General features: G+C 56.6%; 16 protein-coding genes. 5 read left to right on the top strand and 11 right to left on the bottom strand.

All coding sequences use genetic code 11. From position 1 onward, the window contains the following. Positions 1–37: 37 nt before the first annotated feature. Positions 38–2368, top strand: a complete 2331-nt coding sequence (locus VJ369_RS12360) for a DEAD/DEAH box helicase (RefSeq protein WP_324092373.1) — start codon at positions 38–40, stop codon at positions 2366–2368. Here VJ369_RS12360 and VJ369_RS12355 read toward each other — a convergent pair. The 7 genes from VJ369_RS12355 to VJ369_RS12325 form a co-directional block, all read right to left on the bottom strand. Continuing rightward, positions 2359–2748, bottom strand: coding sequence for an Rv3654c family TadE-like protein (locus VJ369_RS12355; protein ID WP_324092372.1), 390 nt, complete (start codon positions 2746–2748; stop codon positions 2359–2361). The two genes, VJ369_RS12360 and VJ369_RS12355, sit on opposite strands and share 10 nt — an antisense overlap. Then, positions 2745–3080, bottom strand: a complete 336-nt coding sequence (locus VJ369_RS12350; protein WP_324092371.1) for a TadE family type IV pilus minor pilin — start codon at positions 3078–3080, stop codon at positions 2745–2747. The genes VJ369_RS12355 and VJ369_RS12350 overlap by 4 nt, the downstream gene beginning before the upstream one ends. Before the next feature lie 3 nt (positions 3081–3083). Beyond that, entirely contained in the window at positions 3084–3266 is a 183-nt protein-coding gene (locus VJ369_RS12345) for a DUF4244 domain-containing protein (protein WP_096257030.1), read from the bottom strand. A gap of 112 nt (positions 3267–3378) precedes the next feature. Next, the gene (locus tag VJ369_RS12340) at positions 3379–3912 is read right to left on the bottom strand and encodes a type II secretion system F family protein (protein ID WP_324092370.1); all 534 of its coding nucleotides are present in this window, start codon (positions 3910–3912) and stop codon (positions 3379–3381) included. Next, entirely contained in the window at positions 3909–4457 is a 549-nt protein-coding gene (locus VJ369_RS12335; RefSeq protein WP_324092369.1) for a type II secretion system F family protein, read from the bottom strand. The genes VJ369_RS12340 and VJ369_RS12335 overlap by 4 nt, the downstream gene beginning before the upstream one ends. Positions 4458–4600: 143 nt before the next feature. After that, a complete protein-coding gene (locus VJ369_RS12330; protein WP_324092368.1) occupies positions 4601–5833 on the bottom strand; it encodes a TadA family conjugal transfer-associated ATPase in 1233 nt (410 codons plus the stop codon). Beyond that, complete coding sequence (locus VJ369_RS12325; RefSeq protein ID WP_324092367.1) at positions 5830–6945, bottom strand: hypothetical protein; 1116 nt, start codon at positions 6943–6945, stop codon at positions 5830–5832. The genes VJ369_RS12330 and VJ369_RS12325 overlap by 4 nt, the downstream gene beginning before the upstream one ends. Positions 6946–7032: 87 nt before the next feature. Between VJ369_RS12325 and VJ369_RS12320 the strand changes: the two genes are divergently transcribed. Further along, entirely contained in the window at positions 7033–8685 is a 1653-nt protein-coding gene (locus VJ369_RS12320; protein ID WP_324092366.1) for a bifunctional 3'-5' exonuclease/DNA polymerase, read from the top strand. Between the two features lie 4 nt (positions 8686–8689). Here VJ369_RS12320 and VJ369_RS12315 read toward each other — a convergent pair whose 3' ends face one another. Next, positions 8690–9367, bottom strand: a complete 678-nt coding sequence (locus VJ369_RS12315; protein ID WP_324092365.1) for a CoA pyrophosphatase — start codon at positions 9365–9367, stop codon at positions 8690–8692. After that, positions 9364–10158: an endonuclease III gene (gene nth, locus VJ369_RS12310; protein ID WP_324092364.1), complete on the bottom strand. Its 795-nt coding sequence runs from the start codon at positions 10156–10158 to the stop codon at positions 9364–9366. Before nth ends, VJ369_RS12315 begins: the two co-directional genes overlap by 4 nt. Before the next feature lie 188 nt (positions 10159–10346). Between nth and acs the strand changes: the two genes are divergently transcribed. Continuing rightward, on the top strand, positions 10347–12323 hold the full coding sequence (gene acs / locus VJ369_RS12305) for an acetate--CoA ligase (protein WP_324092363.1): 1977 nt from the start codon (positions 10347–10349) through the stop codon (positions 12321–12323). 117 nt (positions 12324–12440) lie between these two features. Here the strand turns inward: acs and VJ369_RS12300 are convergent, their stop codons facing one another. Continuing rightward, the gene (locus tag VJ369_RS12300) at positions 12441–13025 is read right to left on the bottom strand and encodes a hypothetical protein (protein ID WP_324092362.1); all 585 of its coding nucleotides are present in this window, start codon (positions 13023–13025) and stop codon (positions 12441–12443) included. Between the two features lie 173 nt (positions 13026–13198). On the opposite strand from VJ369_RS12300, the gene aroQ reads away from it, so the two are divergent. After that, positions 13199–13651, top strand: a complete 453-nt coding sequence (gene aroQ, locus VJ369_RS12295; protein ID WP_324092361.1) for a type II 3-dehydroquinate dehydratase — start codon at positions 13199–13201, stop codon at positions 13649–13651. On the opposite strand, the gene VJ369_RS12290 is transcribed toward aroQ, so the two are convergent. Next, on the bottom strand, positions 13648–14838 hold the full coding sequence (locus tag VJ369_RS12290) for a MarP family serine protease (RefSeq protein WP_324092360.1): 1191 nt from the start codon (positions 14836–14838) through the stop codon (positions 13648–13650). The genes aroQ and VJ369_RS12290 overlap by 4 nt on opposite strands. A 203-nt stretch (positions 14839–15041) precedes the next feature. On the opposite strand from VJ369_RS12290, the gene VJ369_RS12285 reads away from it, so the two are divergent. Further along, positions 15042–15719 (top strand): Crp/Fnr family transcriptional regulator, encoded by a 678-nt coding sequence (locus VJ369_RS12285; protein ID WP_096257040.1) that lies wholly within the window; start codon positions 15042–15044, stop codon positions 15717–15719. The last annotated feature ends 61 nt before the right edge of the window (positions 15720–15780 follow it).

Below are 15780 nucleotides of genomic sequence, written 5' to 3'. Positions count from 1 at the left end.
TTTTAACAACTCTTCGCTGCTCCGAGAGGCCCTATACGTGAAGTCAGTACATGCGTTGTTGGATCCGTTTAATCGCCAAAACGATCCCGAAGCGGTGATTCACCGCAGAACCGTTGCGGCAAAAGACGAAATCACCGCACCCTGGCCGGTCTGGCTCCACGATTCGGTACGCGAAACCTTCGAAGGTCTTGGCATTGCGCAACCATGGCTTCATCAGGTGCAGGCTGCAGAATCGATTCATGCAGGAAACCACACGATCATTTCTACTGGCACCGCGTCGGGCAAGTCTCTGGCTTATCTGATGCCTGGCATCGATCTGTTATACCGCACCCGAGAAACCGGGGCGAATGACGCGGCAGCTCAGGGAACGATCTTGTATATCTGCCCCACCAAGGCGTTAGCTGCGGACCAATTAGCGTCGGTCCAAGCTCTAGCGGTGCCCGGGGTTCGTGCGTCCAGCTATGACGGCGATACCGAGCAAGGCACCCGCGCCTGGGTCAGGCAACATGCAAATTTTGTGTTCACCAATCCGGACATGTTGCACCGCGGGATCCTGTCCAATCATCAAGCCTGGTCACGTTTCTTCAAGCGCCTGCGCTACGTAGTCATCGATGAAGCACATTCCTATCGGGGCGTTTTCGGTGCGCACGTGGCGAACCTGATGCGCCGGCTACGACGCATCTGCACTCACTACGGTAACGACCCGATATTTATCGGAGCGTCCGCCACTAGCTCGGATCCGGAACAATCTTTTTCCCGGCTTATCGGGGCGCCCACTACCGCAGTCACCCACGATTTCTCGGCTTCAGGTGAGTTGGTCATTGGACTGTGGGAACCGCCGTTGACCGATAGAACTGGGGAAAACGGGGCACCAATTCGACGTACGGCAATAGCCGAAAGCGCGTCGATCCTCACAGATTTGATGGCTGAACACGTGCGAAGCATCGTTTTCATCAAGTCCCGTCGAGGTGCTGAAACCATCGCGACCTTAACACGTAAGCATCTGGAGAAGTTTGCCCCGGAACTCAGCGTGCGCCTTGCCGCCTATCGTTCAGGGTATTTACCGGCCGAGCGACGCGAAGTTGAAAAACAATTACGCTCCGGTCAATTACTTGGGGTGACTTCCACCTCGGCCTTAGAGCTCGGCATCGACATCGCTGGCTTGGATGCTGTGGTGGTCGCCGGTTGGCCTGGTACACGCGCCTCGTTCTTCCAGCAAATTGGCCGTGCCGGGCGCAGCGGACAAGATGCTCTGGCAATTTTTGTGGCCGCGGAAGATCCATTAGATACCTACCTGGTGCATCATCCCGAGGCGATCTTTGAGCTCGGAGTCGAAGCGACGGTATTTGATCCGCAAAATAAGTACGTACTCAGCGGGCACCTCTGCGCCGCAGCGCAAGAACATCCCTTGCGTCCCGAAGAGCTAGAGCTTTTTGGCCCGCAGACCGAAGAATTATTGGAATCGCTGGTGCAGCGTGGATACCTCCGTCGGCGTCCGGCTGGCTGGTTTTGGACTCATCCGCAACATGCTGCCTCGATGTTTTCAATACGCGCAGATGGTGGGGGTCCGGTCGATATTATCGACGCGGATACCGGTGCCCTGCTGGGAACAATGGATTCACCGCAAACCCATTATCAGGCTCACCCAGGCGCCATCTATGTTCATCAAGGTGCCAGCTATCATGTGGAAGAACTCGATGAACAAAATCATGTGGTGGTCGTCAGTCGCGTTAACCCGGACTATTACACCACCGCTCGGGACCTGACCACGGTAGCCGTGCATTCCGGGGAACGCACCAGTAAACATCAAGAACTAAATGTCTACTTTGGTGAAGTCACCGTCACCACACAAGTGGTCTCCTTTCAACGTAAATCGGTCGCCTCCAATGAAGTGCTCTCCGAAGAACCGTTGGAATTAGAAGCCCGCGAGCTTCACACAAAGTCAATATGGTTCACGCTCACCGAGCAACGCCTGCTCCAGGCAGGGCTCACGGTGGATCAGTTCCCCGGTGCCCTGCATGCGGCTGAACATGCAATGATCGGTTTGCTTCCATTGGTAGCTACCTCTGATAGGTGGGATATCGGAGGGGTGTCCACCGCACTGCATATGGACACCGGTCACCCCACGATCTTCGTCTATGACGCGCAGCCTGGAGGCGCTGGATTCGCTGAACGCGGTTTCGAACGATTCCTCGATTGGGTCCGTGCGACTCGTGACGCCATTACCGCTTGTGAATGCGCACATGGTTGCCCCAGCTGTGTCCAGTCGCCAAAATGCGGAAATCGAAATAATCCTTTGGACAAGCATGGGGCGGTACTTTTGCTCAATATTGTCCTGCGGGACATTGAGCCGGCTCATCACCGCTGATCTAACGGTGGTGCTCCGGCGCGGGCGCGCGCCGTGGCATCATACAACTGCACATCCAGGGCAGTGAAGTTCACTGGAACGCTCACGGTGACGCTCACCGAAGTCCCGTCGGCTTCCACCGCGCAGGACTGGAGCCGCGCGTCATTTTCTGCCGCAACACCCCCGGCGATAGCGCAGGGGTCTCCGGCGCGCAGTCCCCTGGCGGTATCTGCGGCTGCTAAAGCAGCCAGATCAGCTGCAGATGCTGCGCGCATCGAGGCGTGGGTGGCCGCGGTCCAAAGCAGTACTGCACAAGTCAGGATGACCGCCACCGCTACCAGAGCGGTAACAGTCACGGTTCCGTTGCCGCTCTCGTCTTTCAGAATATGCAGCCCTCTCATTCCAACACCACACTTGCCTCGCCTCGTACCAGTACGTCTCCAAGCAACGGGATACTTACTGACTTGGTGACATGAACGTTTGAGTACCCGCCGGCGTTGGACACCGAATACGTTGCGTCATGACCGGCCAGTCTCACACCGCTGGAGCGCACTACTGAATTTTCCTCACCGCGTGCCAGCTCTCTAGCCATGGCGCCAGCAGCCTGTTGCACCTGGATTTGCTTCATACCCAGCACCCCGAGACACAATAACAGCGATAAAAATACGGCGACGGCCGGCAGTAGTACCGCAAATTCTGCGGTACTACTGCCTCGCTCATCTTTGAGGTTCATGGCCTAGAGCGACAACGCTTTGCTAATCAGCCCCATGAGCATGCCGCGCACATCCCCACTGGATAAGATGCTGATTAGCAATCCTGCGAATGCCACGGCGGCCAGAGTAACCATGGCAAACTCTGCGGTAGTTGAACCTTCTTCGTCGGCGAGACGCTCGGAAATCAAAGATTCCAGTCGTTTCATGATGTGTCCTTTCATCCGTTCCCAAATGCGAATTATTTGGGGGTAGTGATTTCAGCTTGAGTCAGATTAACCAGTGGCGTGCTAGGTTGCTTCCAAACTGGGGATTACTCCGCTACAACCCCGGCAGCAAGGCAATAATCAACGGCACCACGCCCAAGGCAATGAATGCTGGCAGGGCACACGCGCCCAACGGCAGGACAAGTCTGGTGCCAAATTGGGCTCCAAGACGTGCGACCCTTTGGCTTCGTTCGCGTCGTTTTAGGGACGCCGCGTTGCGCAATAGGCTTGCCGCGGGAGCGCCTGTCACGTGTGCAAAGCGCAATGCCTTTTCCAGCGGGTGCAGCCAGGGCGGGACCGAATGCCAGGCCCTGTCCCACTCCATGTTCATTTCCAAACAACGCGCTACTGTGCACAGCTGCTCACTGTGTGGCACGCTTCGGCCTAGGGTGTCCAGAATTTCCTTAATTGGCATGCCAGAATCCAGTAAGCTCGCGCTCACATCAAGGATCAATTCTGAAGGGTGATTGTGAACTTCCGAAACCTTATTGCGCGCCGTCTTCAGGTTTTTTGCCGGTGATTTGCTCGCCGCCGGGGTAAACAGGAGCAGTACCGCAACGACCACACAGCCGCAGGCAAAAAGTATCATTGCAGGGCTGCTCTCGTTGTCGTACGCAGCAGGTATTGGCACCACAACCGGTTCAGCAGCCATAAGGTCAGACCAGCTAGGACGCTCAGTTGGGCTGCCCACGATGTGGCTAGCGCCCCGAGGACGTCAATCCCCAGAAGCATTCCTGCACCAAATCCCACAAGAGGTAGCCAGGTCAGTAATTTGGTGGTTGCTTTGGGCCCGGCCATCGCAGCATCAAAAGCTTGCGACGCAACCAAGTCGGCTTCCAGATCATCTGCCAAGCGTTCCAGTACCTCGGCAAGGCTGGCACCGCTGCGTTCGGAAACTTGTAAGCACCAATGCAGACGACGCACACTCGATTGCTCGGTGCTGGTGCTGAAGAGGTCGTGGGAGAAGGATTTTTGTGCCCCCAGCCGGTGCATTGCGCGTAATTGATGAAGTGCTTGATGCACTGGGCATTGGCTTTGCTCCGCGCTCAGCAGGGCGTCAACAGCTGGATAAAAAGTCAGACCACTGCGCACCAACGCCGCCAGTTCCCGGATAGTTCGGGCATCTTCGGCCAACAGATTTTTTGGTTCCCCACGCCTTCGAAATAGCCCTCGCCTGTCGAAGCTACGCGGAGTAGTGCCTGATTTGTTCTGCTGGGCTCTTCGCGGAAACCAGAGCCAGAAAGCGAGCGCACATAGCAAAAGGATCACCACGAGAATCACCTTGCACCGTCTGCTAATGCTTCAACAATCGCCTTCACCGTGTTCGCTCCAACTTTCTGTTCAAGCAATGGCATAAGTGAACTAGCAATGCCGTGGGTGCGTTGGGTGTCGATGACCGTGTCCACACGCATATGACCGTCCCGATCGGTGCCCAGAATCCCTAGGGCCACGGGACCACGCCCACCGTGCGCACCACGTGACATATGGATCACTAGGTCAAGGGCGCTAGTTGCTTGGAGTGCCGTGGCTTGCAGATTCCATCCGGCCAATGCACCCAGCGCCGCCAAGCGGGCGGGAACAGCTTCGGGATTATTTGCGTGCAAGGTTCCTGCCGCGCCTTGATGCCCGGTGTTCATCGCCGCCAAGAAATCTCTGATTTCAGCTCCACGACACTCACCGACGATTAATCGGTCCGGTCGCATGCGCAACGCTTGGATCACTAGATCGCGTAGCTCAATGGTTCCGGCGGCTTCCACATTCGCTGCGCGAGTTTGCATGCTGACAACGTGGTGATGATCGACTTGGAGCTCTTGGGAGTCTTCCACCACGATGATGCGTTGCCCCTCAGAGGCTAAGGAAAGCATCGCTTGGAGCAAAGTGGTCTTGCCACTGCCGGTGCCACCGCTGATCAGAAAGTTCAGTTCTCTCCGCATGATTTCTTCGAGCAGCGGACGCCACCAACTTGCAGCATGTTCCAGCACCCCGCTCAGATCCAAGGCTTGAGTTTTCTTCACACGAATCGAAATCAATGGTCCTTGGGTCGCAATCGGAGGCAGAACTGCGTGGACTCGATAGTGTTTTAAACTCATATCCATAAAGGGACTTGCATCATCTAGTCGGCGCCCGGACAGCGTCGCAAGGTGTACGGCGAGCCGGCGCACCTGCTCTGCTGATCCAAAGACATAGTCGGTCAGTTCGAGACCACGTGGTGAGTCAATCCACACCCGGCCCTTCCCATCCACCAGTACATCGGTGACCTCGGGTAATTGTGCAAAAGGTTCAAGAACGGACAGCCCAGTGACCTCGTCTTGTAAGGCTTTCAGCGATTCGGCAGCTCCCGAAGATCCCAGAGCTGCCCCGGAGTCTTGCACGGCACCGGCGAGCGCCACAGCATCTAGCTGCCCTCCGCTGGCCATGGCACGTTGTCGGACGGATTCAAGAATCCGAGCATCAACTTCGCGTCGGTTCGGACGCCCCGTGCCTTGGGCACTATGTTTACCCGGGCTCATGTTTCAGTCGCCTCTTTCTGCGGCAAAATTCGCAGATCCGCGATATTCTGCCGGACCTTTCGAGAACGCAAGATATCAAAGAGCGCCCCACGCTGAAGAACGCGAGTTATCTTGGGCAGGCTGAGAAAGTGGCCTAGATACGCACTACTTGCCGAAGTTGAATTCCGTGGATTTCTCACTCCGCACACAATGTGAGAGGTATTCGGGGGTTTGCTGCTGTCATCGCAGGTGAAGACTTGATGATCAATGAACTGTTCGATGACCGCATGTTGTGGATGTAAGGCCCGTCCAGTGTCGACCACGAGCAGGTCAAAGCCTTGCCTGGCGGCGGCCAATAAGCGCACTACTAATTGTTCATCCACACCGGTGCAGCTGGCGTTTGGCGACCAGGTCAGCACTGCGGTGTCCTGCAAATACGGAAGTGTGTCTACCAATTGATGCGGTGCAAGTGCACCACCGGAACTGCGTAGCTCCTCCCAACCGATTCCTGTGGGTGGGTCCAACGTCAGCCGTGGCCATATCCCGGTGGAATGTGGATCTAGATCAATGAGTAAACTCTTCTGCCCACTCAGTGTGCCAGCATGAGCGATAAGTGCAGCTAACGTACTGGTGCCTACCCCTCCAGCAAGGGACGCCAAGGACAGACAGTGAGCTTGTCCCGAACGCATCCCCCACAGACCTAGATATTCCCCCAACCAATGGTGTGCGCTGGGTAGTATGGCAACCCGAGCCCGCGGAATCCTGCTAGCCACCGACCAGAGTTGTTGATCATCTTCTTCGAAGCCAAGAATAACGTCACACAATCCAGGAAAATCCAACGCATCATCGGCCATATCAGCGCCCCAAAGCACTGGGCCGTGACCGGCAGAAGGCAGATCTTTCAACTCGGCGCACTGGTGAATACGCACCGCAGCACCCAACGCGATCAAGGCACAGCTTTCAATCAGCCGTTTATCGTTACTGACCAAAGTGCACACCAGTTCTTCTGCCGGCCCACGCTCGGGTTTGGCCAGAACGAGTCGTTGGTCCTGAAGCGCTTGCTCGGTAGCAACGAAGCGTGAATCGCTTGGAGTCTGCGGTAGACCAATACTAGGGAAAGATAACCATTTCATAGTTGAACGGTGACATCGTTTCGTACAGTGCCGGGCGCTCCCCTAGCAAACTGGGGATATTGTCCTTGGACAATGCACAATAGAGCAATGAGCATGCTTGCCTTTATCGGCGCAGACCCCGAAGGCTACGCAATCCTCGAACTGCGTCAGGCCCACAACGGAGCACCGGTTATTCCGGCCAGGCCGGTGTCCGCAATGGATTTTCCAATGGCTGTACGCACCATTGAAAATGAGCACTCCCCCCGTTGGATCATGTTGCGCACCACCCCGTGGATGCAGCCACTTCTGGCGCACGGTGTTTTTCTTGCCAAGGCATATGTCCTTTCACTTGCTCAAAGAATTTTGCATCGCAGCCCACTGAGCTCCGGTGCCTTAGAAGATTTTGATCTAGATAGCCCGAGTTCTCCAATACTCCGGCCCAATCAAGATGCACTGTTTGATTCTCCGGTCACCGGGGAAAGCCTCGAAGACCTCGTTTCCATGTATCTGGCCCAGCGCCAGGCGCTACCTACTGAACAGTCCGCGCGTAAACGCCTTGAACTCCTAATACATGCTGAGTCCGTGGGTGCATTGGTGGCCTGCGAAATGGAACATACGGGATTGGCCTGGGATGAAAAGGCCCATCGGGAATTATTGCGCCAGAAGCTGGGCCCGGCGGTGAGCGAGGGGACACGTCCGGTCAAACTGGCGCAGCGAGCCCAGTCTTTAGCCCACGCGCTGAACAGTCCTGGCCTGAACCCCGATTCCCCACAAGAACTACTCCGTGCACTGCACCGTGCGGGATTTGCGGTTCAATCGGTCCGTGCTTGGGAACTGGAACAGCTCAAGCATCCACTGCTTGAACAGGTGTTGGAGTATAAAAAGCTCTCCCGCTTAGCCAGTACCCATGGAGATGCGTGGCTGGATCAATGGGTCACCGAGGGACGTTTCCACCCGCATTACATCCTAGGGACGGTCGCTTCTGGTCGTTGGGCTGCCAGTGGCGGTGGGGCGTTACAACTGCCCCACTCGATCCGTCAGGTTGTTCGGACTTCCCAGGAGCGGACCTTCGTAATTGCCGACGGGCGACAACTTGAACCACGCATTCTTGCTGCGATCTCCCAAGACCGTCAGCTTCAAGAGGCAGGCAAACAAGACGACCTGTATCAGTGGCTTATCAACGCGAAACTTGTCTCCGACCGTAATGAGGCGAAGCTGGGGATGCTCTCAGTCATTTACGGAGGAGGTGGCGGCGGTAGCTCGGGCGCGGTAGGCGCTGCATTGAAAAAGAACTTCCCCCAGGCGATGGCCTATGTTGATCAGGCGGCGAAAGCCGGTGAACGTGGTCAAGGGGTGCAAAGCTGGTTAGGTCGTGGCTGCCCACCGGCGGACGAAGCTTGGTTGCAGGCCCAGCGGGCCACTCACGATGAGGCGGGACAGCGCGCTGCCGACGCGGCTGCTCGTTCACGTGGCAGATTCACACGAAACTTCGTAGTGCAATCAACCGCAGCCGAATGGGCGCTGGTATGGCTGGGCCATGCCCGGCATCTGATTCGCCAGGCCGGATGGGGCGACATTTGTCAGCAAGTGTTTTTTGTTCATGACGAAGCGGTCTTTGAATGCCCGGTGGAACTGGCCCCGCAGCTCGGAGAATTAGTACGCCATGCAGCATTGCTCGCCGGCCGAACTCTCTTTGGCGAGCACAGCCCCAACTTCCCGGTCAGCGTTGGAATCTCGCAGAACTACGCCGAGGGCAAGTAACTGCCTAGCCCATCATAATTTCACGTTGCCTGTTCCACGGCTTGTTCCAGCCCAACTCATCAAATAAGCGGTCAAGCACAATGGCAGTAAACCCCCAGATCAAATGACCCTCGTATTCGAAGGCCGGAGACTTGAAGCGTTGTGCTCCACGCCGCACTACCGCGGTCAGCCGGTTATGCGGGTTGAGCAGATGCGCTACTGGTGCACGGAACACGTCCGCGCTTTCACGCAGATCAGCTGCGTATACCTTCGATTCGGTGTGCCACCAGCCGACCACCGGAGTGACGAGGAAACTCGATACCGGCAGTTCTGTCTCGGTCAATTGACCCAGCACCTCAATCCCGGAGGTCTGAACTCCGGTCTCTTCCCAAGCTTCGCGTAATGCGGCAGCAACCGCTGAACCATCGTCCGGGTCCACCCCGCCGCCTGGGAACGCGACCTGTCCGGCATGCTTGCGTAGTGTTGAAGCGCGTTCAACAAAGAGCAAGTCAAGATCCTGGGCCTTGGATTTTTCCCCTACCGGCTCTGCGGTGGCCGATCCGAAGAGGATCAGTACCGCGGCTTTACGCACGCTGTTGGCATCAAGCTGTGCAAAGATCCAGTCCTTGGAAAGTTTGGTCGTGGAGCCCTTGCTTTGCTCGTGGGCGGCAATCACCTTTGCCAACTCGGTACGTGCACTCATGCGTCTAGTCCATATCCTTCGGCGCGCAGTTCTCGACGGGTAGCTCCATCCAGCATTTTCTGCAGCAGGTCTTCTCTTCCGGGAGCCAACTCATATTTGAGAAGCTTTTGGGCCTTGGCCGGGATTTCTTCACCAATTCCTGCCGAGGGGCAAAGCTGTGCCAAGACGCAGGCACCGCATGCCGGCTTGCGGGCGTGGCAGACTCTGCGGCCGTGAAAGACTACCCGGTGGCTGAGCATCGTCCAGTCGCGCTTTTCAAATAATTCACCGACCTCGTGTTCCACCTTGACCGGGTCGCTTTGCGCGGTCCACCCAAATCGATTGGCAAGCCGGCCGAAGTGCGTGTCCACGGTAATACCGGGAACCCCGAACGCATTGCCCAGCACCACGTTCGCGGTCTTGCGCCCCACCCCGGCGAGTTTCACCAGATCTTCAAGCTTGGCAGGAACTTCTCCCCCGTGTCGCGCGACCAGCGCCGTGGAAAGCTTCAGCAGCGATTCCGTTTTGGCGCGAAAAAAGCCAGTGGGCCGGATGAGCTCTTCGAGCGCTGAGCGGTCCGCTTGGCTCATTGCCAGCGCATCAGGGAAACGGCTAAAAAGTGCCGGGGTAATTGAATTAACCCGTACGTCGGTAGTTTGCGCGGAAAGTACCGTGGCAACCAGGAGCTCAAAGGGATTCTCAAAATCCAATTCTGCGACCGCGTAGGGATATGCCTCGGCTAGGAGTCGGTGCATCTTGCGTGCACGCCTTTTCAGACCTAATTCAGATTCAACTTTTACTTTTGTTGCCACAAGATGATCGTGTCATGAGCCGACGAATTTTTCATTGTTTACCGGCATTTCATCGCGTTCTATGACCGTTCAGCGCAGAATTTGCCCACTGCCACCTCTGCGGTGACACAAACCACAGGTGTCGGCTTATTGGCGTGTAACTTTGATCACAGAGTAAATTCTGTTTAACCGAAAGGAAGCGATCACCGGTGAGTGATTCCAAGACCCTGGACAATCTATCCCATGAAACCCGAGCATTTGCCCCGAGCAAAGAGTTCAGCGACCAGGCCGTCGGTCAGGCCAGCCAGTATGCGGCAGCCAAAGAAGACCGCTTAGGTTACTGGGCACAGCAGGCACGCAGTGTACTCACCTGGGATACAGATTTCGCAGAAACCTTGGACTGGTCGCAAGCTCCGGTAGCCAAATGGTTTGTCGGCGGAAAACTCAACGCCGCCTACAACGCGCTAGATCGCCACGTCGAAAACGGCCTCGGCGACCGCGTCGCTATTTACTTCGAGGGTGAACCTGGCGATACCCGCACCTACACCTACGCGCAGCTCACCGAGGAAGTGAAGAAGGCAGCTAACGCCTTCGAATCCTTGGGCGTTGTTAAAGGTGACCGCGTCGCGGTGTACCTTCCAATGATCCCCGAAGCAGTCATCACCATGCTCGCCTGCGCACGCATCGGCGCAATCCACTCGGTAGTCTTCGGCGGCTTCTCCGCCGACGCGCTACGTAGCCGTATCGACGACGCAGATGCCAAGCTTGTGGTCACCGCCGACGGCACCTGGCGCCGCGGCAAGCCCTCTGCTCTGAAGCCGGCGGTAGACTCGGCCCTGGAAAAGCCCGGCCACACCGTAGAAAACGTGCTGGTAGTCAAGCGCAACGGCGAACCGACAGCCTTCGGTCCGCTGGATAAGTGGTGGCATGACGCAGTAGACGCTGCCAGCACCGAACACGAAGCACCAGCGCACGATTCCGAACACCCACTGTTTGTGCTTTACACCTCCGGCACTACCGGTACCCCGAAGGGCATTGTGCACACCACCGGTGGCTACCTGGTCCAGGGCGCGGTCACTCACCGCGATACCTTTGACCTGCATCCCGAAACCGACGTGTACTGGTGCACCGCCGATATCGGCTGGGTCACCGGCCACTCCTACGTCACCTACGCACCATTGATCAATGGTGCCACCCAGGTGATCTACGAGGGAACTCCGGATACCCCGCATCAGGGACGCTGGTGGGAACTGATTGAAAAGTACAAGGTCTCGATTCTTTACACCGCGCCTACCGCCATCCGAACTTTCATGAAGTGGGGCCGCGACATCCCCGACGGATATGATCTGTCCTCCTTGCGCCTGCTTGGCTCGGTAGGCGAGCCGATCAACCCCGAAGCGTGGATGTGGTACCGCGATGTCATCGGCACCAACAACGGTAAAAACGGTGAACGCAAGGAAAACCCCACCCCCATCGTTGATACCTGGTGGCAGACCGAAACCGGCGCGCACATGATCACCCCGCTGCCCGGTGTCACCGCGACCAAGCCGGGCTCGGCGCAGGTTGCCGTTCCCGGAATTAGCGTCGACGTAGTTGATGAAGCCGGCCAGTCAGTTGCTGACGGCGAAGGCGGCTTCCTCGTCATCCGTGAGCCATGGCCAGCGATGTTGCGTGGCATCTGGGGCGATATGGAACGCTACAAGTCCACTTACTGGTCCCGTTTTGATGACATGTACTTTGCCGGTGACGGCGCGAAGAAGGACGAGGACGGGGATATCTGGCTGCTCGGACGCGTCGATGACGTAATGAACGTATCCGGTCACCGCCTGTCCACCACCGAAATCGAATCCTCGCTAGTGGCCCACCCGTATGTGGCTGAGGCCGCGGTAGTCGGTGCGAAGGACGAGACCACCGGCGAAGCCGTGGTGGCGTTCGTCATCTTGCAGACCGAACCTGCCGAGGGTGAAGATGTAGTGGCAATCCTGCGCAACCACGTAGGCAAGGACATTGGTCCCATCGCCAAGCCACGTCACGTACTGGTGGTTCCGGAGCTGCCGAAGACTCGCTCGGGCAAAATCATGCGTCGTCTGCTCAAGGATGTGGCCGAAGGCCGCGAAGTGGGAGACTCCACCACGCTGTCCGATGCTGATGTAATGACACAGATTGCGCAGTCAATGAAGAAGTAGCAGTCGCTGTTTCCTTGAGAAGCCGCCACCGCCCACGTTCATTTTCCTGCCACTCTTTCAAAGGGTTGCAGGAAAATGGCGGGGAGGGTGGCGGCTTCTTTGCGCTCACATGCGGCACTAGTTAATCGCGACGCTGAGTTCTTGCGGACTGGATTCGATTTTCATGGTGACTTCGCGCAGTTCTGGTAATTCGGCAGCGAGGCGTTCAGCAATGTCTTGGGCATGTTTTTCTAGCCCCGAATACACCGGGTTGCCCAGCAACTTTTCGGTTGCCGCCTCTGGCTCCAATAAGACGGTCAGCTCACCTGCGCCGCTGGCAGAAAAAACCTGCACGAAATAGTCGGGCCAGGCAATCGCATCGGGACAGCTTGCTTCGTGCGACCCGAGCCAAATTTTCATTGCTTGTTTGCTCTCAGGGGACGGATTCTTTTCGGTCTGCGCAAAGTCCCATGCCACGCAATGTTTATCCCATGCCGCTTCTGGGCGCCCCGCCTCCACAGCCATTATTTGAGAGCTTCGAAGTTCCGCAGCCGTCGTCACCTCTTGGGTGGGTAAAGCTTTAGGGACCACCGGGCCTTGCACAATGGGTGTCCCTGCATTTGCCTGCGACGTAAGTTCTTGATTATTTTTCAGAAATCCTGGATCCAGATGACTGACGGTGAGAAGCCCAAAGATCCCAATGAGTACCGCGCCAACCAACACGTTGCCAATGACCCTTTTAGTTCCGCGTTTCATCTGGTCTCCCCGCTCAACGAACTTGAGCTTTCAACATTACGACAGTTGCCGCGGGCAAGCACAGCCCAATTTCCTACTATGAATCCCGTAATACCGGGTGCATCTGCGGTGATAGCCAGGTTGTGTAATAGATTTGAGTAATGACCGACTCTGCGATGCGCACTATCTTGTTACTCAACGGACCGAACCTGAACCTCTTGGGAACTCGCGAGCCCGAAATTTATGGGCACGATACGCTCGCGGATGTTGAGCGGCTGGCCATGCAGGAGGCCGTCGAGCAGCAGCTTGATCTGGAAGCGTTTCAGTCCAATCATGAAGGTGTGCTCATTGATGCAATTCATGAGGCGAGACTGACCAAGGCTGGCATCATCATTAACCCCGGCGCTTTCACCCACACTTCGGTGGCCATAGCCGATGCGCTCAGCGGAGTATCCCTGCCCGTAGTTGAGGTGCATATTTCCAACGTGCATCAGCGTGAGGCATTCCGCCATCACTCATATGTTTCGCCGGTAGCGTCTTCAATCATTATTGGTGCCGGAGTCAACGGCTACCGGCTCGCGGTGCAGCAAATGGCCCATCTGCTTAGCCGCTAGTCGCTGATGCAGTCGCCGGTCTTGATTGACTTTGTCCGTTGGCCCGCGGTTTTTAGGGCGTTTTCCATTTCTTCAAGGCTCAGGGCGAAGCCGACTTCATCATTGCCTCGTGATTTAGCGAAGACCATGCCGACCGCTTCACCAGATTCACTGACCAGTGGGCCACCGGAGTTGCCCTGGGCAACCTTTGCGGTCAGCTGATACACGGATAGTGAGGCAGGATCTTCACCATAAATATTGGCGATAGATACCGTAGCCCGTGAGGCTACTACAGCTCCACGTACCTGCAGGGGTCCACCGGCCGGGAAACCAATGAATGCTGCCTGGTCGCCGCGGCCCAGATCTTGATCTGCGAGCTCTAAGGGTGCGGTGTCCATCCCATCGACTCGAAGCACCGCGATATCGGCCTCCGGATCAAAATAAACGACCTTTCCGCGGTGAAGTTCATCACCACCAACCTCCACCGTGGCAGCGCTCAAACCTGCCACCACGTGGGCGTTGGTCATCACCAGTTGGTCGGCAACAACAAAGCCAGAGCCAGTCAGGTTCACACCGCATTGCACGGCGGTACCGGAGATCTTAGCTACCGAATTCACTGCCGAACGCTGCAAATCATTGGGTGCCCATTCTCCGGGCTCCACTGGCTCTACCGGTGGGGCGAATGGGTCCAGCAATGCGGGGATCGTTTCGGCCATTACTGCCGAACGTGCTGAGGAGATTGCGGTGTTTACAAACTCTGGTGTCAGCCCGCGAATCGAGGCAATCATTTTTGACTTGTCGATCTCGGTGGATAAACGTGGAATACCCATACTTGACGTGGAGAATGCCAGAGCACCGATCACTGTGGCGGTAATAAAAACCGACAGTACACCGCCAGCTAAACCATCCGCGGCACGCAAGAAATCAAAGTTCATCCAACGTCTTATTCGGACCGCAAATACTCTGCCCAAGGCCTGGCCTAAAACGAGCAGTACGGCTGCGGTGGCCACCATCAGGCCTACGCGCCACCAAGGGTTGGAAGCCAGGGTTGAGACCATCGGTATGGCGAAGAATGCTGCGACGCCGCCAGCGACGAGTCCGATCATGTCGCCGACCGTGTAGAGGAAGCCACGACGAATCCCGGCAATAAAAAAAGACAACAAAACTATACAGATGGCAAGGTCTAGCCAGCTGAATATTCCGAGCACCGAGACCCCGCTTCATTCACAAACTTTCTATTAACCCAAGGTACCCTTAGAAGCTGATGGATTTCTGCGAGGATATTCGCGAGTTTTAGTAGGGTGAGCGTGATTCTCAACATTTCTTGGCAAAACCACGTGTGGAAACTGTCACATTGTTACCGAATACGGCACAATGAAGTTAGCGCTTACTACTGTTGACAGGAGATTTTATGGATATCGAGGTACTGCGTCGTGCGCCGCTTTTCGCGTCGCTGGGTGATGAAGTATTCGCCACGCTAACCGAAGAATTGACCGAGGTCGATCTGTCTCGCGGTGCATCAGTGTTCCGCGAAGGCGATCAGGGTGACCGTCTCTACTTCATCGTCTCGGGCAAGATCAAGCTCGGCCGCACTTCCGCCGACGGACGTGAAAACCTGATCGCCGTTCTCGGCCCAGGTGAACTGTTCGGCGAAATGGCGCTCTTCGATCCACACCCGCGCAACGCAACCGCAACCGCCGTGTCGGAAACCCGACTGGCAGGCCTAAGCCACGAAAACATGCGCAAGGCGATCTTGAACTCCCCGGAGGTCTCGATCCAGTTGCTGCAGGCTTTGGCTGCGCGTCTACGTCGCACTAACGAGTCCCTAGCCGATCTGGTGTTCTCCGACGTTCCTGGCCGTGTGGCCAAGGCGCTGTTGGATCTGGCTGACCGCTTCGGTCGTCCAGCAACCGATGGCATCCTGGTAGCTCACGAGCTCACCCAGGAAGAGCTGGCCCAGCTGGTCGGCGCCTCCCGCGAAACCGTGAACAAGGCTTTGGCCGAGTTCGTGCAGCGCGGCTGGCTCCGTCTGGAAGCCCGCGCAGTTGTCATCTTGGACATCCAGCGTCTGCGTCAGCGTTCACGCTAAGCATCGCTGTAAGAATGATGGCCGGAAATCCTTTCAAGGATTCCCGGCCATCATTCTTTGT

The organism is Glutamicibacter sp. (assembly GCF_035257265.1).
Taxonomy (GTDB): domain Bacteria; phylum Actinomycetota; class Actinomycetes; order Actinomycetales; family Micrococcaceae; genus Glutamicibacter.
Note: the sequence above shows the minus strand (reverse complement) of the source record. Positions and strands in the feature narration are given on the sequence as shown.